The organism is Clostridium sp. (genome assembly GCF_032576335.1).
Taxonomy (GTDB): domain Bacteria; phylum Bacillota; class Clostridia; order Oscillospirales; family Acutalibacteraceae; genus Faecalispora.
The window spans coordinates 132,069-155,837 of the sequence record NZ_JAWFXC010000003.1; the positions used below are offsets into that span (position 1 = coordinate 132,069).

28 protein-coding genes are annotated in these 23,769 nt (G+C 45.2%); 21 read left to right on the forward strand and 7 right to left on the reverse strand.

What is annotated here, in order from left to right; all coding sequences use genetic code 11:
- Positions 1 to 54: 54 nt before the first annotated feature.
- Positions 55 to 990 (reverse strand): S1 RNA-binding domain-containing protein, encoded by a 936-nt coding sequence (locus E7L17_RS04550; protein ID WP_316322076.1) that lies wholly within the window; start codon positions 988 to 990, stop codon positions 55 to 57.
- A gap of 267 nt (positions 991 to 1,257) precedes the next feature.
- On the opposite strand from E7L17_RS04550, the gene E7L17_RS04555 reads away from it, so the two are divergent.
- From E7L17_RS04555 to E7L17_RS04570, 4 genes are all read left to right on the forward strand, one after another.
- Positions 1,258 to 2,124: a peptidylprolyl isomerase gene (locus E7L17_RS04555; RefSeq protein WP_316322077.1), complete on the forward strand. Its 867-nt coding sequence runs from the start codon at positions 1,258 to 1,260 to the stop codon at positions 2,122 to 2,124.
- Positions 2,125 to 2,151: 27 nt separating this feature from the next.
- On the forward strand, positions 2,152 to 2,469 hold the full coding sequence (trxA, locus tag E7L17_RS04560; protein ID WP_316322078.1) for a thioredoxin: 318 nt from the start codon (positions 2,152 to 2,154) through the stop codon (positions 2,467 to 2,469).
- Positions 2,470 to 2,799: 330 nt separating this feature from the next.
- Entirely contained in the window at positions 2,800 to 4,416 is a 1,617-nt protein-coding gene (locus tag E7L17_RS04565; RefSeq protein WP_316322079.1) for a CTP synthase, read from the forward strand.
- Between the two features lie 119 nt (positions 4,417 to 4,535).
- Positions 4,536 to 5,225, forward strand: a complete 690-nt coding sequence (locus tag E7L17_RS04570) for a GntR family transcriptional regulator (protein WP_316322080.1) — start codon at positions 4,536 to 4,538, stop codon at positions 5,223 to 5,225.
- Between the two features lie 82 nt (positions 5,226 to 5,307).
- On the opposite strand, the gene E7L17_RS04575 is transcribed toward E7L17_RS04570, so the two are convergent.
- The 4 genes from E7L17_RS04575 to E7L17_RS04590 all read right to left on the reverse strand — a co-directional run bounded on the left by E7L17_RS04575 (position 5,308) and on the right by E7L17_RS04590 (position 8,050).
- Positions 5,308 to 5,613: a carboxymuconolactone decarboxylase family protein gene (locus E7L17_RS04575; RefSeq protein WP_316322081.1), complete on the reverse strand. Its 306-nt coding sequence runs from the start codon at positions 5,611 to 5,613 to the stop codon at positions 5,308 to 5,310.
- Between the two features lie 88 nt (positions 5,614 to 5,701).
- Positions 5,702 to 6,460, reverse strand: coding sequence for an RNA polymerase sigma factor (locus tag E7L17_RS04580; RefSeq protein ID WP_316322082.1), 759 nt, complete (start codon positions 6,458 to 6,460; stop codon positions 5,702 to 5,704).
- 154 nt (positions 6,461 to 6,614) lie between these two features.
- Positions 6,615 to 7,283, reverse strand: coding sequence for a redox-sensing transcriptional repressor Rex (locus E7L17_RS04585; RefSeq protein ID WP_316322083.1), 669 nt, complete (start codon positions 7,281 to 7,283; stop codon positions 6,615 to 6,617).
- A gap of 35 nt (positions 7,284 to 7,318) precedes the next feature.
- On the reverse strand, positions 7,319 to 8,050 hold the full coding sequence (locus E7L17_RS04590; protein ID WP_316322084.1) for a TraX family protein: 732 nt from the start codon (positions 8,048 to 8,050) through the stop codon (positions 7,319 to 7,321).
- Between the two features lie 536 nt (positions 8,051 to 8,586).
- Here E7L17_RS04590 and E7L17_RS04595 point away from each other — a divergent pair.
- Positions 8,587 to 9,489, forward strand: coding sequence for a glycoside hydrolase family 25 protein (locus E7L17_RS04595; RefSeq protein WP_316322085.1), 903 nt, complete (start codon positions 8,587 to 8,589; stop codon positions 9,487 to 9,489).
- A gap of 20 nt (positions 9,490 to 9,509) precedes the next feature.
- Complete coding sequence (locus tag E7L17_RS04600) at positions 9,510 to 9,965, forward strand: phage holin family protein (RefSeq protein WP_316322086.1); 456 nt, start codon at positions 9,510 to 9,512, stop codon at positions 9,963 to 9,965.
- 50 nt (positions 9,966 to 10,015) lie between these two features.
- On the opposite strand, the gene E7L17_RS04605 is transcribed toward E7L17_RS04600, so the two are convergent.
- Both E7L17_RS04605 and E7L17_RS04610 read right to left on the reverse strand, forming a co-directional pair.
- Entirely contained in the window at positions 10,016 to 10,234 is a 219-nt protein-coding gene (locus E7L17_RS04605; RefSeq protein ID WP_316322087.1) for a hypothetical protein, read from the reverse strand.
- Between the two features lie 214 nt (positions 10,235 to 10,448).
- On the reverse strand, positions 10,449 to 11,570 hold the full coding sequence (locus E7L17_RS04610; RefSeq protein WP_316322088.1) for a nucleoside recognition domain-containing protein: 1,122 nt from the start codon (positions 11,568 to 11,570) through the stop codon (positions 10,449 to 10,451).
- Between the two features lie 178 nt (positions 11,571 to 11,748).
- Between E7L17_RS04610 and E7L17_RS04615 the strand changes: the two genes are divergently transcribed.
- The 15 genes from E7L17_RS04615 (at position 11,749) to E7L17_RS04685 (ending at position 23,749) form a co-directional block, all read left to right on the forward strand.
- Complete coding sequence (locus E7L17_RS04615) at positions 11,749 to 12,006, forward strand: YabP/YqfC family sporulation protein (protein WP_316322089.1); 258 nt, start codon at positions 11,749 to 11,751, stop codon at positions 12,004 to 12,006.
- A gap of 9 nt (positions 12,007 to 12,015) precedes the next feature.
- Positions 12,016 to 13,206 (forward strand): sporulation protein YqfD, encoded by a 1,191-nt coding sequence (locus tag E7L17_RS04620; RefSeq protein WP_316322090.1) that lies wholly within the window; start codon positions 12,016 to 12,018, stop codon positions 13,204 to 13,206.
- Positions 13,207 to 13,312: 106 nt separating this feature from the next.
- Positions 13,313 to 14,272 carry a PhoH family protein gene (locus tag E7L17_RS04625; RefSeq protein ID WP_316322091.1) on the forward strand — a complete coding sequence of 320 codons (960 nt, stop codon included), beginning with the start codon at positions 13,313 to 13,315 and terminating at the stop codon, positions 14,270 to 14,272.
- A gap of 3 nt (positions 14,273 to 14,275) precedes the next feature.
- Complete coding sequence (gene ybeY, locus E7L17_RS04630; protein ID WP_316322092.1) at positions 14,276 to 14,785, forward strand: rRNA maturation RNase YbeY; 510 nt, start codon at positions 14,276 to 14,278, stop codon at positions 14,783 to 14,785.
- On the forward strand, positions 14,775 to 15,278 hold the full coding sequence (locus E7L17_RS04635) for a diacylglycerol kinase family protein (RefSeq protein ID WP_316322093.1): 504 nt from the start codon (positions 14,775 to 14,777) through the stop codon (positions 15,276 to 15,278). The genes ybeY and E7L17_RS04635 overlap by 11 nt, the downstream gene beginning before the upstream one ends.
- Before the next feature lie 107 nt (positions 15,279 to 15,385).
- Entirely contained in the window at positions 15,386 to 16,321 is a 936-nt protein-coding gene (era, locus tag E7L17_RS04640; RefSeq protein WP_316322094.1) for a GTPase Era, read from the forward strand.
- Positions 16,322 to 16,437: 116 nt separating this feature from the next.
- The gene (locus E7L17_RS04645) at positions 16,438 to 16,614 is read left to right on the forward strand and encodes a YqzL family protein (protein WP_143750810.1); all 177 of its coding nucleotides are present in this window, start codon (positions 16,438 to 16,440) and stop codon (positions 16,612 to 16,614) included.
- A complete protein-coding gene (gene recO, locus E7L17_RS04650) occupies positions 16,565 to 17,320 on the forward strand; it encodes a DNA repair protein RecO (RefSeq protein WP_316322095.1) in 756 nt (251 codons plus the stop codon). The genes E7L17_RS04645 and recO overlap by 50 nt, the downstream gene beginning before the upstream one ends.
- 26 nt (positions 17,321 to 17,346) lie before the next feature.
- Entirely contained in the window at positions 17,347 to 17,883 is a 537-nt protein-coding gene (locus E7L17_RS04655) for a GNAT family N-acetyltransferase (protein WP_316322096.1), read from the forward strand.
- A 24-nt stretch (positions 17,884 to 17,907) separates the two neighbouring features.
- On the forward strand, positions 17,908 to 20,292 hold the full coding sequence (locus tag E7L17_RS04660) for an endonuclease MutS2 (protein ID WP_316322097.1): 2,385 nt from the start codon (positions 17,908 to 17,910) through the stop codon (positions 20,290 to 20,292).
- 163 nt (positions 20,293 to 20,455) lie between these two features.
- Positions 20,456 to 21,208 (forward strand): hypothetical protein, encoded by a 753-nt coding sequence (locus E7L17_RS04665; protein WP_316322186.1) that lies wholly within the window; start codon positions 20,456 to 20,458, stop codon positions 21,206 to 21,208.
- Between the two features lie 101 nt (positions 21,209 to 21,309).
- Positions 21,310 to 21,675, forward strand: a complete 366-nt coding sequence (ylxM, locus tag E7L17_RS04670; protein WP_085833242.1) for a YlxM family DNA-binding protein — start codon at positions 21,310 to 21,312, stop codon at positions 21,673 to 21,675.
- A gap of 20 nt (positions 21,676 to 21,695) precedes the next feature.
- The gene (gene ffh, locus E7L17_RS04675) at positions 21,696 to 23,054 is read left to right on the forward strand and encodes a signal recognition particle protein (RefSeq protein WP_316322098.1); all 1,359 of its coding nucleotides are present in this window, start codon (positions 21,696 to 21,698) and stop codon (positions 23,052 to 23,054) included.
- Positions 23,055 to 23,251: 197 nt separating this feature from the next.
- Positions 23,252 to 23,494, forward strand: a complete 243-nt coding sequence (rpsP, locus tag E7L17_RS04680) for a 30S ribosomal protein S16 (protein WP_316322099.1) — start codon at positions 23,252 to 23,254, stop codon at positions 23,492 to 23,494.
- A gap of 21 nt (positions 23,495 to 23,515) precedes the next feature.
- Positions 23,516 to 23,749 (forward strand): KH domain-containing protein, encoded by a 234-nt coding sequence (locus tag E7L17_RS04685; RefSeq protein ID WP_316322100.1) that lies wholly within the window; start codon positions 23,516 to 23,518, stop codon positions 23,747 to 23,749.
- Positions 23,750 to 23,769 lie beyond the last annotated feature (20 nt).

Sequence of the window (23,769 nt, forward strand, 5' to 3'; positions counted from 1 at the left end):
TGTAAATTGGTATTTCTCTTGCAGTAAAAATGAAATAGGCAAGTTTCGATTATTTTAAGTTTGTGAGAATTCGGTTGCAATTTGCTTATCACTACATTCCGGTGAGTAAACAAAACGATCCATGTGTTCTCCCTTAAAAAAGTATTTTGGTGGAATCGGACGGTAAGAATAATCGAAGGTATCAATAATAACAAGTTTAATTTTCATGCGAGATGCCAGAATGCTTTTAATATAAACACTTGCCTGTTGCCCGGGTTGGATTCCTTCTTTTATTTCTGCAAGCCCGGCTAAGTTGGGTGCGAGCTCAACAAAAATTCCGTATGGCTCAATGGAGCGAATAATACCCGCAACGGTTTCTCCTGTGTGGAACAAAGCAACATTTTCTTCCCAGGTACCCAAAAGCTCTTTTTGAGTAAGTGTGATGCGATCTCCCTCCATCGATTTAATGATGGTGCGAATATCCATTCCAACTGTAAAGCGTTCTCTCGGGTGGTCAATGCGCGAAACCGAGATTGCATCAATTGGCAATAATGAGATAATACCACAGCCAATGTCTGCAAAAGCACCAAAGGTTTCCAGGTGGGTAATGCGTGCGTCGGTTACATCGCCGGGCTGGAGTTTTTCTATGTATTCTCTCCGGCATTTTTCTTGAGCCGCTCTTCGGGAAAGCACCGCAATTGGGTTGCCTGCATCATCCTTTTGGAATCCGGTTATGATAAAGCAGACAGGGCGGTTCACTCGTGAGATGATGGCAATGTCTCGCGTAGTTCCCTCGCGAATGCCCAAAGCACCTTCTTCACGCGGGATGAGTCCCTTCATGCAGCCCAGGTCTACCAGCAAATTGTGCATGCTGTCACAAACTAGCGCCCGTCCTTCCAGTATTTTTTCGTCCCGGCTTGCATCCATTAGGGCAGTCATGCTTGCCATAGCAGCCCGGTTTTCCGGTGTGTCAATCTTCCAGCCCTCGGGTTTATAAGTATTCAGGCCCATTCTTTTACCTCCTTTTTCCGGTCAAAACATCTATATGCAAAAAAACACGTGAGTAATACTGAAATCCATAGGTTGAACTGCTTTCCGGTTTTTTTGAGCCAAAATGGTTGTGATACAGTAATTTTACGGTCATTTTTTCTTCCGAGAATTTTAGAAAAACTTAAAGTATGACTCATATCCATCTTGGATGGAAAAGCTTGCATATTAAAACAAAATAGACTAAAATATGAAACAAAATAGATGAGACGTGAAAGGGAAGGTGGTTTAATGCAGAAAAGATTGCGTATCGCACTAGTGGGGTTATCTACTCTTCTGATGCTGACAGCCTGCGCGAGTCAGCCCAAAAACGAGGTTAATAATAAACAAGAAAATTCCAGCGCTGCGGAACAGCAGAATTCGAGTGCATCAGAACAACAGCTAAATTCAAGTTCTGCGAATCAGCAAGAGAAAGCTTTGGGGTATCAACTGGACAAGCCCGCTGCTGGAGAAGAAATTGCTATAATGAAGACCAGTATGGGAGAGATAAAGCTGCGTTTTTTCCCAGAGTCTGCACCAAAAACAGTAGATAATTTCAAGCAGCTAGTTAAAAAGGGATATTATAATGGAATTACCTTTCACCGGGTTATTAACAATTTTATGATACAGGGCGGTGACCCAACCGCAACCGGTATGGGTGGAGAAAGTGCTTTTGGCAAACCCTTTGAAGATGAATTTAGCAAATCGTTGGTGAATCTTCGCGGTGCGGTCGCTATGGCAAATTCCGGACCCAATACTAACGGCAGTCAGTTTTTTATTAATCAGACTCCGGCATCTGCATTTGGTGGTTGGGCCTATTATGAACAAGGTTATGATGTGTACAAGCAAAATCCCGAAGCAGTTACTACTCAATATGGGAATTTGGTAGACATGAGTAAAATCTCGGATGCCTATAAAAAACTGTATACCGAAAACGGTGGAAATCCCACACTGGATGGTGCTTATAATACGACCGGAAAAGGTCATACCGTATTTGCCCAAGCATTTGAAGGTTTGGATGTTGTTGATAAAATAGCGGCTGTTGAGGTTGGTGAGGGCAGCAAGCCCATAAAAGACGTTACGATAACTAATATAACTTTAGAAAAATATAAGGGATAATTTCAATTAAGAAAAGGAGTTCATATTATGGCTGTAATTCATGCTACAAAAGAAAATTTTGATCAATTAATTAGCGAAAATCCTTTGGTGCTCGTCGATTTTTGGGCAAGCTGGTGCGGCCCATGCCGTATGGTGGCCCCTATTGTGGAGGAGCTCGCAAAAACGTTTGAAGAGAACCTGACGGTTCTGAAGGTGGATGTGGATGATAACCAAGAGCTGGCTCGCCGTTATGGTATCATGAACATTCCTACCGTTATCTTGTTTAAGGATGGCGAAAAGAGCTGGTCTGAGATTGGAGTAAAGCCGCAGAAGTTTTATGAAGAGCAAATTCGTCAATCTCTGTAAATGAGTAAATGAATTAATATCGTTTCGTTTCTTTATTCCAATATCGATTTTGTATTGCTAAGAGAAAGCAGCGTGAGTTTTTAACTTTCGTTGCTTTTTCTAAAAAGTCTTAAAAAATAATAGAGATTGGAATGATTTGGATTGATTGTTCCGGGAAAAAAATGTCGATTTTTCTCGTATCTTTGGAACTCCCTACGAAACCGACAAAATATCGCCTATCCCAATTGACACCCGCTGGGATAGGCGATATAATAAAATGCGGTAATTTGTGTTCCCCAGCAGTTTGATGGGGAATTTATTTTTTAAAAGGGCAGTTGGTAGGAGGAAATTATGGCAGCAAAATATGTGTTCGTAACTGGTGGAGTCGTGTCTGGCCTAGGAAAAGGAATTACTGCAGCTTCTTTGGGGCGTTTGCTCAAGTCGCGCGGTCTGCGTGTGACAATGCAGAAGTTTGACCCGTATTTGAACGTAGATCCGGGTACAATGAATCCCTTTCAGCATGGTGAGGTTTTTGTGACGGATGACGGAGCGGAAACCGACCTTGATTTGGGTCACTATGAGCGTTTTATTGATGAGAATTTGACGCAGAATAGTAACGTAACGTCTGGCCGTATTTACTGGAACGTTCTTCAAAAGGAGCGTAACGGCGATTACGACGGCGGAACCGTACAGGTAATACCGCATATAACAAATGAAATTAAAACCCGTATTACAGACGGAAAAGAGAACGTAGATATTGCAATTATAGAGGTTGGCGGCACCGTGGGTGACATAGAAAGCCAACCATTTTTAGAGGCGATTCGCCAATTCGCAACAGAAATTGGGCGTAACAATTGCCTCTTTATTCATGTAACTTTGGTGCCGTATTTGGCAGCCTCACATGAGCAGAAAACAAAGCCGACTCAACATAGCGTAAAAGAGCTGCTTTCCATTGGAATTCAGCCGGATATTATTGTTCTTCGTTCTGAACTGCCTGTGGCAGAGGATCAGAAAAAGAAAATTGCTTTGTTCTGTAATGTAAGAGAAAATTGTGTTATTCAGAATTTGGATTTGCCGCTCCTTTATTCTGTGCCGCTGGCATTGAAAGAAGAGCGTTTGGATGATATTGTGTGTAAGCATTTTGGTCTGGATACCCATGGCGCCGATTTAACCGAGTGGATTAAAATGGTGAACACGGCGATGGCATTAACAGAAACCGTTACCATTGCGATGGTTGGTAAATATGTGGATCTGCACGATGCATACCTGAGTGTTGCAGAAGCACTCACACATGGCGGAATTGGCAACCATGTAAAGGTAGATGTTCGTTGGGTGGATTCCGAACTGATTACACCTGAAAATGTAAATGAATTGCTTGACGGAGTGCACGGAGTTCTGGTTCCCGGTGGCTTTGGCCAGCGTGGAATCGAGGGCAAGATTACTGCCATTCGTTATGCACGTGAAAATAACGTACCGTTTTTGGGCATCTGCCTTGGTATGCAAATGGCAATTGTGGAATATAGCCGCCATGTGCTCGGTTTGGAGGATGCAAACTCTGCTGAATTTGATCCGCAGACAAGCAATCCGGTTATCGATTTAATGCCCGAGCAGAAGGATGTGGTTCAGCTGGGTGGAACCATGCGGCTTGGCAAGTACCCCTGCAAGCTGCTGCCCGACACAAAGGCATCTGCATTATATGATGAGCAGGCTCTGATTTCAGAGCGCCACCGCCACCGTTATGAGGTGAACAACGATTACCGTGACCAGCTTGAGTCCGCTGGTGTTGTGTTCTGCGGAAGATCCCCTGACAACCGTATTGTTGAGATGATGGAGCTCCCGAATCACCCGTGGTTTATGGGTGCACAGTTCCACCCGGAATTTAAATCTCGCCCCAATCGTCCGCACCCCTTGTTCCAAGGATTTGTTGGTGCAGCGAAAGAGTATCAAAAAGAAACTTCAGCTGAATGATAAACTAGTAAAAAGCAGTGAACGATTTCTTCCCCCGCCGCAAGTGGGGGAAGAATTGCTGTATTGGCAGAAAAGCATTCGGAATAGAAGTGACGATAACACGAAAGGGTTCGAATTTCATGGAGCATAAAATCAAGGTATCTGCTCCGGTATATCAGCAAATAGCGGCAGATATTGCAGCTAAGATTGTTGAACGCAGGTACCAGGTAGGCGACAAGCTGTATGCTAGGTCGGCTTTGGCTAGTCAGTACAGTGTTTCGCCAGAAACGGCTCGGCGCGCAATTGCAGTTTTGTCTGACCTTGAGATTGTATCTGTTGTTAAAGGCAGTGGTGTTGTAATTTTATCTTACGACAACGCGGTTCGTTTTGTTCAGCAATTTATGGATATTAAATCCTTGTATGACCTGAAGAAAAATATTACGGAAAGCATTGATCGTCAGCGAAAAGAAGCCGAGCATATGGCAGAAACCATTTCTGAAATATTAGACAGAACGGAACGCTTTCAGGCTTTTAATCCCTTTATTCCATTTGAGATTGAAATCACCACGAAAACACCGTATTTGAATTTATCGATTGCTGATATTAACTTTTGGCACTATACAACCGCAACTATTTTAGGAATTCGCAGGGGTGAAATGATGATGATTTCTCCTGGCCCTTATGCGGTACTCTGCGAGGGCGATATTCTTTACTATTGCGGCGACACAGACTGCCAAATGCGAGTGCGCAACTTTTTGTACCCGGAGCACCCACCGGAGCAAGCCATTATTGATAAATTACATGCCTCTCGTAAAAAGACAGGGGAATAAGAAAAGCATCCTAGCTCATGCCAATTACGGCAGAATAGCAGGATGCTTTTTTGCTGTGTAAAAACGGGTTAGGAATACCTTGTCAATCTGGAATATCGCTTAAATAAGCGAGCCCGTCCGCAACCTGTATTCCCAAAATAGGCAAGGGCACTAGAATTGCACTCTTTATTTCTTCCTTTGTTGCGCCAAGCTCTGTCGCCTGCTGAATGTGAAAGGGGAGACCACTGGTGTTTTTCGATGCGACTAAGGCTGAAATGTACGCGAGTTCATGAGTCTTTTTATCCAACGCACTCTTCTCAGATAGTAGCAAAATGGTGTTCATGAGAGCGGGACCAATTCCATTCGTTTCTTTTAGGAGTACTTCAAAACCGGGGGTTACCTTTTTCATAGGATTCATCCTTTCTTTCTGAGAAAATTTTCTCTACATAGATAAAGACAAGATCAATTTGGAAAAGATACGCCTAAAATAAAAAGATTTAGCACAGCGCGTTTAAAACACTTTGGTACCACTCTTTTGGTGGCTTCTGCTCCGGCATGTTCGCATACAAAAATAGCAATTTTTTTCTTACCTGCTCGTTATAAAAGCTATTTTTCTCGCCAGCATCCAATTGATGAATCAGCTTGTGAGCACTGCTCTGTAAATTGGAGCGTGTTTCCGAGAACGTTAACCATGCTTTGCAGGAACAGGGATTCTTCTCGTCGATAATGCTGCAATGATTCGCAAAAAAGCAATCCAGATTCATTCTTGCGCGGTGCAATAAGCCTTTCACCGCCCCTTTTGACATCCCCATCATATCAGCAACAGTGTCAATCGGAAGCCCGTACATATCTACTAACGAAAATACGATACGCTGATGAAGTGTTAATCTTCGCACCATTGCCAGAAAGCAGCCGTTTTGCAGGCTTCTTATTTCTTCCTCAACGATAATTTCGTCATCCGGCTGTGGTGTTACCTCTACAAAACGGAGGCCATCCGACTCTAATGCTTCAAAATCAAGAGGAACTTCTCTATATTTTTTAGGGTCCTTTTTTGTTCGATTTATAAATTCATGAAAACAAATGGTTCTAAGCCAACTTGCCAAAGCTTTTTCATTCGCTAAAGTTCCTAATTTATTCATCGCTTTGAGAAAAGTATCCTGTGTTAGGTCGCGTGCGTCTTCCGGGTGGCAGGTTAGCTTTAATGCGTAATTGTAAATATATTGATAATAGTCTTCATACACATCTCGTATATTCATCTCGTAATCCTCTTTTTAAAGCTTTCCCCAAAAGAGCATGGGAATTCTTTGAATAAAATAGAGCAATTTTTAAGTATGTAAAGGATGATAGCAAAAAGGAACAGCAGTTTCGCTGTTCCTTTTTTGTAAAGTCATCGGGCATCGCTTTTTCGTATTATACTCCAGCCTCATCCGAAACTTCGGTTGACGCTTGTTGGTCAGAGATGCGGTAGCACAATGTCATTAGGCTATCGTTTAAATGAACATTTTCTACAACAGTATCCGGGTATTTCATCGAAATATCATAATGGCTAAAATTCCAGAAATTACGAATACCAAGATCGTAGAGCTGCTCTGAGAGTTTCTCGGCGTTTTCGCGAGGGATGCAGAGAATTGCCATAGATGGTTGTTCCGCTTCGCAAAAATCTTTGAGAAGCTTCGTATCGTTTATGGTTAAGCCATTTATTTCACTGCCAATTTTAGATGGCGAATTATCGAATATACCGACAAGCTGAAAGCCCTGTGCGGTAAACGCCATGTGAAGTGCCAGTGCTTGTCCTAAATTACCGGCACCAATTAGAATCGCCTTGTAAGAGTTGGAGAGACCAAGAATTCCTCCAATTTCCCGCTGCAATTGGTCAACAATATAACCATAACCCTGTTGACCGAAGCCACCAAAGCAGTTCAAATCCTGGCGGATTTGAGAAGCAGTTAGACCCATTTTTTCAGACAGCTCTTTGGAAGAGATACGGGTCATCCCCATTTTTTTTAAATGTGTTAGAAAGCGGTAGTAGCGCGGCAGCCTCCGAATTACGGACATGGAAACGTTTTCCCGTTTAGACATTCAGTCCACCTCCAATAAAATTTTTGATATAAGCTTTAAATTGCGAATTGATGAATTACCTTCAAAACAATTAGGTGCAAGGGATAAAAAAGATAAAAGAACCATTTGCCAGCAGGAGAAGTACCTCTTTGCCCGTTGTAGCTTGGTAAAAGTGGGACTGCTAACAATAGGCCAAACTGAAAGAATCCGCTCCAAAAAGGAGCGCCTTCCTGCGAAGTACTACTAAAAGCAAAGAAGCTTGCAGTCACTATGGCCGCTACCGAATACAACAGCATTTGTCTTTGCGGGTTATGTCTGTTTTGTGCAAAAATAACTGTGAAAATAATCGCAAAAATAGACCAATCTGCAAACGAAGCCAAAAGTGTTAGAATAAAGAGGCAGAGCCAACCAGCAGGCCTATCTCGCAATTGGTCTAAAACAACAAGAGATAGTAGGGCGAACAAAAGTGTAAACATTACGTTCAAGCGGATGGGGGAAGAGAATACACTTAGGTTACCGGTTAAGAAATAATGAAATGGTATTTGAGAGATCACCGCGAAGACAGCCAGTCTTACTGCGTATTTAGTACGGCTGCGAGTCTGGTTAAATCCCTGCGCGATGAAAAAGCACATAATTGGTATAGTTGTTCTTCCAACAAAATGAAGCAATTGGCCGGCAACACTAAATGTGTTTAGAAACAGCCAAGCAAAATGGTCTGCCAGCATGGCAGCAGCTGCAATCAGCTTCAGGGAATGTGAAGATAAACCCCGAGTAAGGTTTTTGTTCAAATGTCTTGTCTTTCCCTTCTTATTTGGGGTGAGAAGCTCCCTCTTCGTGCAGAGAGTCTAAAAACAAGTGAAACATATTATGAAGTAAAACGAAATGCTTGTCAATGCCTTTCAAAGAACGAAACGTATCTTAGATAATTTTTTATCTTACTTTTCGACGTTATTTAAACGTTAAAACTGAAAAATAGAAAAATGAACGAGATGTATTTGCTAATAAAGAATTTACTATGTAAAGAAACAATCTTTTGAATTGCTATTTTAGATTATAGTATATTTTATAACAATTGGCTATACAAAATAAAGACTAGGCAAAAAATTATCATTTATCACAATTGGTTATTGCCATTTTGCAAAAGGCTACTTCGGTGGCATCGTTTTTTAATAGAAGATAGAAAAGGGGAAAGGTGCGAATTTTCTTAAAGGGAGAGCGGACAAAGAATTCCTGTAAAAAACTATAATTTTGTGGGGGATTACTTGCATAAACAAGAGCAAGTTTCCCCCTTTTTGCATCTTATAGTATAGAAAGGAGAGTTGTTATGTCTACCAGAAAAGGAATTGATGTATATAATGGGACAGGTAACGTAGATTGGAACCTTGTAAAGGAAGCTGGGTATGATTTTACCATGATAAAAGCCAGTGAGGGCTATACACTGGCAGATAAAAGAATGAGTGAAAATTTAACAAATGCTGCTGTTGCAGGTCTTCATACCGGTGTGTACCATTGGACACATGCCGTATCAACAGAAGAAGCTGCAAGAGAAGCAACACATTTTCTCAATCTGGTTCGAGGATGCAAAATGGAGTACCCTGTTGCACTGGATGTGGAACAGGATACGATACTACGGCTGCCGCGTGACAGCCTGACCGATGTGGTTATGGCTTGGTGTCGGCAGGTGGCGAATGCCGGTTATTATGTGGCAATCTATGCGAATTTAAATGTTCTGCGTAATCATCTGGACTGGAGCCGGATAAAAGAGTTTGACTTGTGGCTGGCACAGTACAATACGCAAATGTCAAGCGAATTTCCAGCTTCTATTTGGCAATACACGGATAAAGGACGAGTTCCCGGAGTGAAAAACGGAACGGGAGATGTTGATTTAAATTTGTCTTTTAAAGATTACCCCGAAATCATTCGCAAGGGGGGCTTTAATAATTATCCGGCACCACCACCAATAGAGGAAGATACACCTCTTTCACTGGATACTAGAAGCAAGGATATGTCCCCGGGTGAAATCTATACCGTTTTAGCCAGGTGTGATGAAAAGCCAGAGGTTACGGTAACCGGGCGGGACGTTATTCGCGCTGCTGAGCCGCGATTGGATGCAAAGGGGCGCGGATGGCTCATTGATGTTACAGCGTTAAAGCCACCGGTACGCCACGCCCACATTCAGGTGCGGTCTAAGGATCAAACTGCTAACTGCAACTTTAATGTTCTTTAGCGGTGTCTGGGGGCGAAAAAATGGACAAATTGAAAGCCGGGTTGGCAGCTATGTTTGCCGTAGTTTCCGCCCGGCTTGGTATTCTGGCGGTTCCTGTTTACCTTTTGATTTTATCGAGCTTAACGGATTATGTTACGGGAATTATGGCTTCTATTTACAGAAAAGAAGCGGTGAGTTCTTACCGTAGCATTCGTGGTATTATTAAAAAAATACTCACATGGTCGCTCGTAGGGGTAGGAGTCGCAATCGACTTTTTGCTAATGTACGCGGGGAGTCAGGCAGGAATGGGAGAATTGCCGGTTCGCTATGCAGTGGCCTCTTTGGTTGCTGTATGGCTTACGGTAAATGAGTTGTTAAGTATTCTGGAGAATATTCAGGCAACTGGTGTTCGGCTTCCTCCTTTTCTAACACAAATTCTTCAAGGTATTCAAAAATGCGTAGAAAAACAACAGGACAATACACTTTCTAAAAAATAAAAAAATACAGCGCCTTTCTCCTATGTGCTCAGGAGGAAGGCGCTGTTTTGTTATAGTGAAAAATCGTCTAAGTCGTATTCCCGCAACGGCGGCAATGCACGGGGGTTGCGCATTAATGGGTCGTAAGAAAAACGGCGACAGGTGCCGTCTTCTTTTATTTCAATACCCTTGGAACATACGGGTTCTTCTTCAGTTCCTGTATTATAGCTGCAATATTCGCAGTTTGTATCTATTTGACTTCCAAATAATTTTTTCTTTAATCCGAACAAAATCAATTCCTCCATTTTTTACGAGTAGAGCCATAAATACGACCACGGGTACAGTAATAAATAAATTACATATGTTCTAACTAACCCAATCCATAAAAAGCTCTATGCCAATGTCCACCGCCGGTTAAATTGAGTGGACATTTGCTATGTATTAAACAAGCGAGCAAATATTTTAAATATAAAAGTGGAAGGGTGTGGTTCGTATCTTTTTTCTTTATGCTGTGGGGTTATTATAGCATGATTTTTTACGAAATTCCAGCCTTTCAGCCCCAACAGAGCATAGCAAAACGATGCATAGCGCAATGAGTGCTGCAGCCGCGGCAGGGCTGCCGGAAAGCTCCCCATTTAGGGCGCGGGTCGTATTTTGAAAAGCAGGAGCGGCTTGTGGGAATAGCTGAAATAAAATGACTGCAAATATAGCAGAAAAAATACCTTTTATCATTTGGTGGGCGAAAAACATAGAGCGAGAGAATGGAATTTTTGTGAGTGATGATAGCACCTGAAAGTGAACGCAAAATCCACCCCAACCCATTGCAAAAGCAAACAGCATACCGCTGCCGCCCAAAGCGGCAATGTCAAAACAGCCGCTGGTAACCTCCATAATAACAGAGAGTGCAGAGCCGCACACTGCGGCTGGCATCCCAAGGCGGAGCAAAAATTGTGCCAGAAATGCGGCTGTTCCTATTTCACGAAGGAGAGCAATCAATACAGAGAATAAAATGACAAATGCACATAAATTCATGGTACCTCTTGCGGCATCTACCGTTGAATCAATCAAGGGGGAGGCACTATGCTTTGCGTTGTTTGCAGGAACCATAGAAACGGATTCCTTTGTCTCGGAGAATTTTAAAAGAAACCCAAGTAAAATAGAGCCGCCAAGCTGAGCGCTAAGTAAAATTGCACCTGCGGTGGGGTTGCCGAGCAGACCCACTCCAACCACACTAATGACAAACGCTGGCCCCGCATTTACACAAAAGGAAGCCATTCGGGCGGCTTGGTTGTCTGTAATGCTTCCTTGCTGGTGCAGGGCAGCAATTCCTCTTGCGCCTACCGGGAATCCGCCAATCATACTCATTAGTATGGTGGCCGCGGTACAGCCGGGCAGGCGAAATAAAAGTTTAGTTACGGGCCCTAGAACCCTGCCCAAAGAATCAGATAGTCCTGATTTCACCAGATAGGTAGACAGTGCCATAAACGGGAACAAAGAAGGTACGAGTATAATCAGGCAATACTCTAAGCCACGAATCGCACCTGAAGCCGACGCGGCGGGCAAAAACAAAAGCCCCGCCCCGAAGGCGGCGGCGAACAGCGCAGAAAATACTTTACCGGAATACATATGCTTCACCTCAAATCATGTATATGAATCCGGGTGATTTTTATATCTCCAATTGCATAAGTTTATAATAATCTCCCATAAAAATCTGGAATTGGGTGAAAACGGATTATAGTCACAAATTAGATTGTAACTGGATTTGTATTGTACCGTTATAAAAATCACGGGATGGGGTGTTGCTGTGAAGAAAAAGCTTGAAAACTCGCTAAGTATGCCGCCGCCTTCACTGCTCAGCGGTTTTCGCATGGAGATTAGCGGAAACCGGGAAGCTGTGCTGGAGGGCTGTGGCGGAGTTTTGGAATACAGTGAAGATTCGATTCGAGTGCGAGCGGGAAAAATGAGTGTCCGTTTCACGGGCAGGAACCTAAAGATTAAGTGCCTGACGGCAGACTCTCTAGTGGTAGAGGGGTACCTAACTGGCTTGGAATTTTTAACGTGAGGTGTAACAATGGGGTCAATTGCATTCGTCCGCTGGGTTCTGGGTTGGGTCAATTTTCAAATCCGACCACGCAGAAAGGGCGCCTGTGAGCGCTTTTTAAATTTGTGCGCCCGTCAAGGCGTAGCTCTTTGGCGTATTGGGCGTTCCGAAGAGTTTTTTACGGCGGCAATAGCAGTGGGGCGGTATGAGGAGCTTCGCCCAATTGCAAGAAAGGCCGGAGTTCGCCTGAAAGCGGGCAAACGACATGGACTGCCCTTCCTATGGAAGCGCGTGACGGCTCGAAAAGGCCTAGTTGCCGGAATGGTTGTCTTTATGCTCACGCTGCAAGTTTTCTCTCTTTATGTTTGGAGTGTTCAGGTAACGGGGAATACCAGTGTTCCGAGTGAAAAAATATTGGCAGAGGCAAAAAACCTGGGTCTTTCACCTGGCGCGCTAAAGAGCCGGCTGGAGTACCAGGAGTTGCAGCGGCGCCTAATGATTGCGTTCCCTGAGATTTCATGGCTTTCAGTAAATACACAAGGCTGTAATATTGAAATTGCTTTAGAAGAGCAGATTCAGCACCCGGAAGCGGAATTAAAAGACAAAGTAAGCAATTTAAAAGCTTCTGCCTCTGGTCAGGTGCGAAAGCTTGAGGTAACCGGGGGTGTATTGCAGGTAAAAGTAGGGGATGCTGTTATAAAGGGGCAATTGCTGGTAAGCGGTATTGCAGATGATGCAGTTGGGGGAACAAGAATGATGCGTTCCACCGGCAAGGTAATCGCCGAAACAGAGAAGAACCTTGTGGCCGAAATACCAATGAAGCAAACACAGCTGCGCCCAACCGGCAAGCAGGTCGTTCGGCGAAGCGTAAGAATTTTTGGCTTAGAGCTGCCACTTTCGCTTACGGGGAGGCCGCAAGGCGAATACCAGAAAGAATCGCAGCGTGTAACACTCAAGGGTAAAACAGGCGATTTGCCTATCTCTGTTTATACCGAAACATGGTCAGAGCAAACACACGAAGAAATCGTGCTTACCGAGGCGCAGGCTGAGGAGCAGGCCAAGGCGAAAATAGAAGAAATGAAGCAGCAGGAATGGAAGGATGTAAAGATTCTTTCCTCGAATCTTTCGGGAAAAGTGCAGGGAGATGTTTACCGCTTAACACTGCACTGCCAATGCGAGGAAAATATCGCCCTTGAATCAGAAATCCTGTTTAAACCCTAGAAATTTTGTGAATAATTTTATAGGAATTCTATTCTAATTCTGATGACGGATGATGCAAATCATGTTATAATATACAAGAAATGCAGAGATAGTGAAAGGTGAAAGAATGTTTGAACAACGCATTAATATAGACCGTATGGAGCAGGCCGTTGCACTTTTTGGCAGCTTCGATGAAAATATTAAACTGGTAGAAAAAGAGTACCAGGTTAGCGTCATAGGGCGGGGTGCGGAAATTAAGGTTTCTGGTGACCCTGAAAATGTAGGTAAGGCGGTTCGTGTCATCGAAAGCCTTCTTTCACTTATTAACCGAGGAGAAGCGCTTAGTGAGCAGAATGTGCGCTACTGCATCTCGCTGATTAACGACGGCAGCGAAGAGAAAATTGAGACCCTCGCGGGCGACTGCATTTGTATTACATCGAAAGGCAAGCCCGTAAAGCCCAAAACACTTGGGCAGAAAAATTACTGCAATCAGATTCGGCAGAACACCATTACAATTGGTGTGGGGCCTGCCGGTACTGGTAAAACATACCTCGCTGTGGCCATGGCGGTCACGGCGTTCCGCGCTCAGGAGGTCAACCGGATCATCCTGACTCGGCCCGCGGTAGAGGCCGGTGAAAAGCTGGGCTTTCTTCCTGGCGACTTGCAGCAGAAGGTAGACCCTTATTTGCGCCCTTTGTATGACGCGCTTTTTGATATGCTGGGAGCGGAAACGTACCAGAAGTATTTGGAGCGCGGCAATATTGAAGTAGCGCCGCTGGCGTACATGCGCGGCAGAACGCTTGACGACAGCTTCATCATTTTGGATGAGGCACAAAACACCTCTCCCGAACAGATGAAAATGTTTCTGACCCGACTCGGCTTTAACTCAAAAATGGTCATTACCGGCGATGTAACACAAATCGATTTGCCGGATGGCAAACGCTCCGGGCTCAAGGACGTGATGCGGATTTTGAGAAATATGGATGACATTGCACAGGTCAGATTCAACGACAAGGATGTTGTGCGCCACCGTTTGGTGCAGGACATCATCAAAGCTTATGAAAAGAATGAAGAGAGCAGGAGATAGAGAATGGAAAAGATTAGAGTCATCATTGACAATACGCAAAAGGAAGTGAAAATTCCCACCGGCCTGCGGATGCTCATCCGCCGTTGCTGTAATGCTGTTTTAAGGCTGGAGAAATTCCCGCACCCGGCGGAGATTAGCGTAACCTTTGTGAATAATGAACAGATACGAGAGCTCAACCGTCAGTACCGTGACAAAGATTCTTCGACGGATGTACTGAGTTTCCCCATGGGTGAAAACGGCGAGTACGATGAGAATCATGATACCGGCGCGAAAATATTAGGCGATATTGTTCTCTCCATGGAAAAAGCGGTAGAGCAGGCCGAACGTTACGGCCATAGCTTAGAGCGCGAGGTGGGGTATCTTTGTGCTCATTCCATGCTGCACCTGTTAGGGTACGACCACGAGCAGGGCGGAATGGACCGTGTGCGTATGCGCGAAAAAGAGGAGCAGGTAATGACGCAGCTGGGACTTCCAAGTACCAGTAGCTATGTATTGGATGAGGATGAAGAGTAAACGAAGGCTGCGCTTTCTGAAAAGCCTGAAATATGCTTTTCGGGGCGTGATATACTGCATTAATAACGAGCGTAACATGCGGATCCATACAGTGGCGGCGTTGTATGTGTTCGCTTTTTCGTTCTTTTATGATTTAACACGCACGCAGTACGCACTTCTCTTTATTACCTTCGCAATGGTAATTGGTGCAGAGCTGTTCAATACGGTGGCAGAAGAAATATCAGATATGCTGGCGTCAAGCTTTCACCCAGTTGTACGCATTATTAAAGACTTAGCGGCAGGAGCTGTACTGGTGTTTGCCGGTTTTTCCGTTGGAGTTGGAATTTGCCTGTTCTGGCGGCCTGAGGTACTGCTTTTTATAGCACGGTATTTTTTGTACCAACCTTTGTATATGCTATTCCTGTTACTTGCTTTATTTGTAAGCTATCTCTATATTCAAATGGGGCCGGTGGGCATTCGAGACTGCTTGCACCGTAATAAAAATAAAAGATAATGAAAAGCAATGCTTGCAAAAGATTTTTTCTAATTTCTTGCGAGAATGCAAATAACTCTTAATAGAATAGTGCAGCATTGTTATGAAATTAAAGAAGGAGCTTTCTATTGACGGAATTATATCAGATGCAGGACACTGCTGGAAAAACCGCGTTTATCGCAATTGTGGGGCGCCCCAATGTGGGAAAATCCTCTATTTTGAATCGCCTGCTTGGCCAAAAGGTTGCCATTGTTAGCAGCAAACCGCAGACAACCCGTACTCGCATTATGGGTGTGCTGACCAAAGAGGATACGCAGCTCGTGTTTTTGGACACGCCCGGCTTGCACAAGCCCCGTACGCGCCTTGGCGATTATATGGTCAAATCCGTTACGGAATCTGTTGCGGGTGTTGACGCATGCCTTTTAGTTGCGGAAGCAGGAACCCGTATTAGCCCTGCGGATAACGATTTGATGGAAAAGTTCCGTTCGCTCGGCATCCCTGCGGTTCTCGCAATTAATAAAATTGATACGCTTGGCGACAAATCTCCGCTGATGGCGCAAATCGGTGCGTTTGCGCAAAAGTTTGAGTTTGAAGCGGTGGTTCCCGTTTCTGCCAAAGACGGTAACGGAATGGAGCTGTTAGGGCAAGAGCTGATGAAGCTCGCACAGCCCGGAGGGCACTTTTTTGCCGATGATACTCTCACCGACCAGCCGGAGCGCGTTCTTGCGGCAGAGATGGTGCGTGAAAAGATTTTGCGCCTAACAGATAAGGAAATACCACACGGTATTGCCGTAGCGGTAGAAAGCATGAAAGAACGTGAGGATGGTAGCAATATTACCGATATTCAGGCTATTATCTTTTGCGAGCGCGACACGCACAAGGGCATTCTAATCGGCAAAAATGGTTCGATGCTTAAAAAGATTGGCATGTATGCCAGAGAAGATATGGAGCGGTTTTTCGACTGCAAAATTAACCTTCAGCTTTGGGTAAAGGTCAAGGAAGATTGGCGCAATCGCCAAAACCTTTTGCGCTCATTGGGTTACGACTCAAATTCGTTCCAGTAACATAAAAATCGTAAAAAGCTTGTCAAATAATGGCGAACGTTCTTTTATTTTCCTCTCATACTGTTCACGGAATTGCAAATACTCTATTTGGGATTCTTTTTTGGGAGGCGTTTTTTGTGGACAGAGAACAGGCTTGGAATGTTTTTCAGCAAACCGGCAGCGTAGAGGCCTATTTGCACTATGCAAGGCTTACGCAGGCCATTAACCAGCAGGCCGCCGTAGTGCAACCCGAGGAGGAGAAGTATGCAAATCAATACCGAGGGTTTAGTCCTTATGGAGAAGAGCGTGGGTGAGAGTGACCGTCTCGTTACGGTTTTAACTCGCAATGAGGGAGTCATCCGCGCATTTGCACAGCAGGCAAAGCGCCTGCAAAACCGGAAATTATCTTCCACACAATTGCTTAGCTATTCCCGCCTTTCGGTTTATAAAGGGCGGGATAAGTACATAATTAACGACGCCTGGCCAATTGAATCATTCTTTGATTTGCGCCTGGATATGGAAAGGCTGTCCCTTGCCCAATATTTTTGCGAGTTGGCCGTCGTACTGGCTCCCGAAGAATCCGAGGCGGGGGACTTTTTGCGTTTGATGCTTAATTCTCTGCATTTTCTTGCGAAGGGATTGCGGCCAAGCCTACAGCTTAAGGCTGTGGTAGAAATGCGTATGCTTGCGCTGGCCGGGTACATGCCAGATCTTGTGTGCTGTCACGATTGTGGCTGTTATGAAGCAGACACCATGTATTTCCTGCCCCGCAGCGGTATTATTACGTGTGCAGACTGCATTGCAAAAACAACACAGCAAGAGCCGGCGATACCATTGCCGAGAGGTGTTATGACCGCACTGCGCCATACCATTTATGCGGAATTTGACAAGCTGTTTTCGTTTCGTCTTTTAGATGACGGTATTCGTCTACTGGCGGATGCAGCGGAACAGTATTTGCTTAGTACGGTACAGCGGCGATTTGCCACACTCGATTTTTATCATCAGATAACCCGAATGTAAGGTGAGCGTATCACGGGAGGAGCAAAATGGAAGATAAGAAAGATTTTCGCAAAGCCCAGTTGGAGGATTTACCCAATCTATTGAATTTGTATCTTGGCTCAATTGAGTTGATGGGTTTAAAAGGGATTGACCAATGGGATGATGTTTATCCCAATGAACTGGTCTTAACGCAGGACGTGGTGAATCAAGAACTGTTTGTGTTAGAAGAGGAAGACGGCTTAGCTGCGGCTATTGTTCTAAATGAAGAGCAGGAACCGCAGTACCGTTACGTGGATTGGAAATACCATACCGGTAAAGTTGGTGTCATCCACCGCCTGTGTGTGAACGCAGGGTACCAAGGCAGAGGCTGTGGTAAAAAGATAGCTCGGTTTGCCGAGGAGTATTTTCGAGGGCAGGACTTTAACGCAATTCGGCTCGACGCGTTCCCGAAAAATCTGCCAGCAATTCATTTGTACCAGTCGCTTGGGTATGAACACTGCGGACGAATTCTACTTCGCAAAGGGGTGTTTCATTGCTTTGAAAAATCTCTTACAGTAGAGCTGCAAGAGGAACAAATGCTTTGAGCACCAAGTAAGAAAGGAACTTCCATGCAAAATTATAGCTTTCAGCGGCATAGCACCGCTGTGGAACTGAATAAAATTTTAAAGCTGCTGGCGGAGCAAACTGCCAGTGAAGAAGCGGCAGAGCAGGCCATAACGCTGGAACCTGCCGTTTCAACAGATGCCGTGCGTCGCCTCTTGCAAGAAACAGACGACGCTTTTGTTTTAATGGCAAAATTCGGTTCTCCCTCCTTTGGGGGGTTAAAGAATGTAGCCAACCCCTTGCGTCGTGCACAGGCCGGAGGGGTACTGAATCTTTCGGATTTTCTACGAATAGCAGGAGTGCTGCGCACTATGCGTGCCATAACTGATTGGCGGCGCAAAAGCGAGGGAATGAAAACTACGCTTGATTGGCGCTTTGAATCCGTAGTTCCAAATAAGTATTTGGAAGAAAAAATTAATGCGGTGGTCATTTCAGAAGAAGAGGTAGCCGACAGCGCATCTCCTGAGCTTTCATCCATTCGCCGCCGTATTCGTGCCGCATCTTCGCGTGTGCGCGAGCAGCTCGATAAAATGATTCGTTCTGCCACATACCAAAAATACTTACAAGACCCCATTGTAACCATGCGTGGAGGGCGCTATGTGGTGCCGGTTAAAGCAGAATGCCGCGGAGAGATTCCCGGTTTGGTGCACGATACCTCCTCCAGTGGAGCAACCGTGTTTGTAGAGCCAATGGGAGTAGTGGAAGCAAATAATGAAATTCGAGTACTGCAGTCACGAGAAAGTGCAGAAATTGAACGGATTTTAACCGAGCTTTCTGCAGAAACAGGCGGCTTTGCAGACTTAATTATTGAAAGCTACCAAGCGGCTGTGGGTCTGGATTTAATCTTTGCCAAGGGGCAGCTTGCTTATAAAATGAAAGCCAGCATGCCCAAAGTGAATGATACCGGCCGAATTTTGCTGAATCAAGCGCGTCACCCACTCATTGACCCCAAAATAGTGGTACCAATGAACATAGAGCTCGGTACCACGTTTGACACGCTCGTAATTACTGGCCCAAACACCGGTGGCAAAACAGTTACACTCAAAACACTAGGGCTTTTAACGCTGATGGCTATGTGCGGGTTAATGCTTCCTGTGGGAGACAACAGTGAGATTTCTGTGTTCCGCAAAGTTCTTGCAGACATTGGTGACGAGCAGAGCATTGAGCAATCCCTTAGTACATTTTCAGCGCACATGACCAATATCATACAAATCTTGGAACACGCGGATGAACACAGCTTGATTTTACTCGATGAGTTGGGAGCGGGAACCGACCCGGTAGAGGGTGCAGCGCTCGCTATGGCAATCTTGGAGTCACTTCGCAGTAAGCATGCAAGAGTAGCAGCTACAACGCACTACGCAGAGCTGAAGGCCTATGCGCTGCAAACCGCCGGAGTAGAAAACGGAAGCTGTGAGTTTGATGTTGCCACGCTCCGCCCAACCTACCGCCTTCTAATTGGTGTACCGGGTCGTTCGAATGCGTTTGCTATTTCAAGCCGCTTGGGCTTAAATAAGGATGTAGTAGACCGTGCACGCGAGTTGGTATCGGGAGAGAACCGCCGCTTTGAAGATGTGGTTCAAAATTTAGAGATGAGCCGTCAAGAGCTTGAAACAGAGCGCAGAAAGGCGCAGGAAAAGCACACAGAGGCAGAGCGCATTAGTCAAGAGGCGAAAGAGTTCCGTGAACGTTTGGAACGTGAAGCCGCTAAAGAGATGGAGCAGGCTCGCGAAAGAGCGGCACAGCTTGTGGCACGCACTCGGGCACAAGCAGACGCAATGCTTGAAGAGCTGGAAGAAATGAAACGCCAGGGCGCAAAGAGCATGTCGGCTGAGCAGCGCGCCAGAATGAAGGCAGGGATGCGTGAGCTGGAGAGCTCTTCCGATCCGGTGAGTAAAAAAGAAACAGATGATGTCTATGTGCTGCCTCGCCCCCTCAAGGCTGGGGATGACGTATTGATATTCGATATTGATAAAGAAGGCACTGTGATTGAAACACCGGCACCAGACGACAAAAAAGTACTCGTGCAGGCTGGTATCATTAAGACAAGGGTTCCCGTAGAGAATCTTCGTCTGATTGAGCAGAAAACCCAGAATCGTAAAGCGCGCCGGAGCGGCACTCGAACTGTGCCAAAACGCTCGGACGCTCCGGTAATGACTGAGGTGGATGTACGCGGCGAAGATTCCATCGAGGCAATTATGAGTGTAGACCGCGCAATTGATTCTGCCCTGCTTTCTGGTATTCATCAGCTCACAATTATCCACGGTAAGGGTACCGGGGTGTTGCGCACGGCAGTGCAGCAGCATTTACGCCGGCACTCCTGTGTAAGAACGTACCGTTTGGGCGTTTTTGGCGAAGGGGAATCTGGTGTAACCATAGTAGAGCTAAAATAGACTTCTCTTTGAAAGCTTTGGGTCAATGAGTCGTTGCGCAACGGCATAGCCATGTAAAACTTGCACTTTTCCATTTGGTTATTGCAAGTTTTGCAGGCTGAATGTGTCTGCCGCAATACCCATTGACCCATCTTTTATTTGAAAGGAGCTGTCTAACTTGCGTATGCCGATTCCACGTTGGGCGCTAATTACCTTAGGTGCCGCTGTAGTTCTTGGGCTGGCGGTTGCAATCCCTTATAAGTTGATGCTGACAGATGACCTCGCCGGTAAGTACAATCCTGCGCCATCGCAAGAGGTTTTGCGCACCGCTGCAAAAGCGATGCTTACTAGTGAACCTGTAAAGTTTTCAGAATCTGAAATCAATGCGTTCACAGCTTACCATTTGCCAGATGTGCAGAGCTATATGGGAAAGGCAGAATACCAGCCAAACCAAATTTACCTTACATTTCCCAAAGAAAATACGATAACCGCCTACACTCCCGTTACTTGGAACGGCAAGAATCTGGGGGTTACCTCGCAGTCTAAGGTTATGTATGATGCAGCGGCTGAACAGCTGCGTGTGGAAATTCAGCAGGTGCGCCTAGGCAAGTTAAGTGTTTCGCCTAAGTTTGCACTTAATCGGTTATTTGGCAAAGAGCTTCCAAGCGGAATAACCAGAAAAGACAATGTGATTTTAGTGGATGTAAAACCATTTTTGCATTCTGAAAAAGCAGTGAAAACGGGGTTCGCTTTAGGAATGTTTCAAGTACAGGAAAATGGTATTTTATTTCAGGCGACCACTACTTTGTCTGACGCAGGCAATAAAGTGAGAGATTATGTAAAAGATTGGCTCGGCAAAAATGTTTCAGGAGATATTGATGTCAATGAACTGGAAGACAAGCTTTTGGATTATTTAAAAAGGAACAGTATCACTTGAAAAACACTTGACTTTTCGACGTGATTCCTGTATAATTCACAAGTGTAAAGGTTTTCACTTTACAGAAAGCAATCGAACTTTACAGCGAATGAGGGTGCGATATGGCAAAAAATCTAGAAATATCTCTTTTGCTGGATTTTTACGGCGATATGCTCACCGATAAGCAGCGCTGTGTAATCGAGTATTATTACAACGACGATTTGTCGCTTGCAGAAATAGCAGATAACGAAGGCATTACCCGGCAAGGGGTGCGCGACTCCATTAAACGTGCAGAAGCCCAATTACTAGAGATGGAGGAACGCTTGGGTCTTGCGCGCCGTTTTCGCGAAATGCGGGAAGGGCTTGAGCAAATTCGGGAAGCGACCGAGCGAATTCGTATTTATAATTCACAATCTCTCTTTTCACAGGACGTACAGCAGGATGTTGCCTTAATCGAAGACATTGTTCGGCGGCTATGTGAAGAGTAGACGAAAGGATTTGAATAGCATTGGCATTTGAAGGATTGGCGGAAAAGCTCGGCACCGCCTTTAAAAACTTAAAATCAAAAGGAAAGCTGACCGAAGCCGACGTCAAATTAGCCATGCGCGAGGTTCGCCTTGCATTGTTAGAAGCAGACGTTAACTATAAGGTCGCAAAAGATTTTACCAATAAGGTAACCGAACGTGCTGTTGGTACACAGGTAATGGAAAGCCTGACTCCGGCACAGATGGTTGTTAAAATTGTAGATGAAGAATTAACCGAGCTAATGGGGGGGCAGCAGGCACGCCTAAACGAAGCCTCAAGTATCCCTACGATTGTAATGCTGTGTGGCCTACAGGGTGCCGGTAAAACAACTCATGCAGGCAAACTTGCCGCAATGCTCAAAAAGCAAGGGCGCCGCCCAATGCTGGTAGCATGCGACATTTATCGCCCGGCTGCGATTAAGCAGCTTCAAGTGGTTGGTTCTCAGGCGGGTGTTCCCGTGTTTGAGCAGGGGAATACAAAGCCGGTGGAAATTTGCCGTGCGGCGGTACGCCATGCCAGAGATTACGGCAACGATATTCTTATTTTAGATACCGCCGGCCGTTTGCAAATCGATGAAGAACTGATGAATGAGCTCAAGGAGCTCAAAGGTGACTTGCAACCGCAGGAAATCCTTTTGGTGGTCGATTCCATGACCGGTCAGGAAGCGGTTAACGTAGCAAAAACGTTTGACGATCTTCTTGATATTACGGGCGTGATTCTTACTAAGCTCGACGGTGATACTCGTGGCGGTGCGGCGCTTTCGGTTCGTGCAGTGACCGGTAAGCCCATTAAATATGCGGGTATTGGTGAAAAGCTAACCGATTTGGAGGTTTTCCACCCAGACCGTATGGCTTCCCGTATTTTGGGAATGGGCGATGTGCTTACCTTAATTGAGGATGTTCAGCAGAACATCGATAAAAAGACGGCAGAGCAAACTGCCCGCAAGATGATGCAGAATAAGATGGACCTCAATGATTTGCTTGACCAGTTCAATCAAATGAAGAAAATGGGACCGCTCAAATCTGTATTATCCAAGCTGCCGGGTATTGATAAGCAAATTAAGGACGTTGACATTGATGAGAGAATCATGGACCGTTCTGCGGCCATCATTCTTTCTATGACTCCGGCTGAAAGAGAGAACCCCTCTGTGATTAACCCGTCTCGTAAGCGGCGCATTGCTGCCGGTTGCGGCATGAAGGTAGAGGACGTAAACCGCCTGCTCAAGCAGTTTGAACAAATGCAGAAAATGATGAAGCAGGTTAAGGGCTTTAAGAAAAAGAAGAAGTTCCCCGGAATGCCGGGGATGCCGGGAATGCCCGGGCCGGGCGGCATGCCGTTCTAGGCTTTTTAATTCGGGATTTCATTCAAAAAGGGTGTAGTTCATTCACTTTAAAATGATACACATTGAAAACGGAGATTTTTATTTGCTTAATTTGCAGAAGAAAATCAACAACTTTTTAAGGTGAGAGTCGCTATGTAATCCTTTCAAGTGAATCACATATATTAAATTTATGAATCATATTTTGGAGGTTGTTTTGTATGGCAGTAAAGATTAGATTGCGCAGAATGGGCGCTAAGAAAGCTCCCTTTTATCGTATTGTGGTAGCGGATTCCCGCTTCCCCCGTGACGGCCGCTTCATTGAGGAGATTGGCTACTACAATCCCATGGAAGAGCCCTCTGTTGTGAAGGTTGACGCAGAAAAGGCAAAGAAGTGGATTTCCAACGGCGCTCAGCCCACTGATACCGTGAAGGCTCTGTTTAAGAAGCACGGAGTGATTTAAAAGATCGGAGGAGATCTACCGATGGAGAAATTACTGGTTACGATTGCTCAGGGGCTCGTTGGGCATCCCGAAGCTGTTACCGTTCAGGTGGACGAGCCGTCTGAAGATGGCACTGTAGTTTACCACCTGCATGTAGCTGAGGATGACATGGGTCGGGTAATTGGTAAGCAAGGGCGTATTGCCAAAGCGATTCGCGTGGTAATGCGTGCCGCAGCAACCCGCACAAATGGCAAGGTTTCTGTCGAGATCGACTAATGAACCAAGACTGTAACATG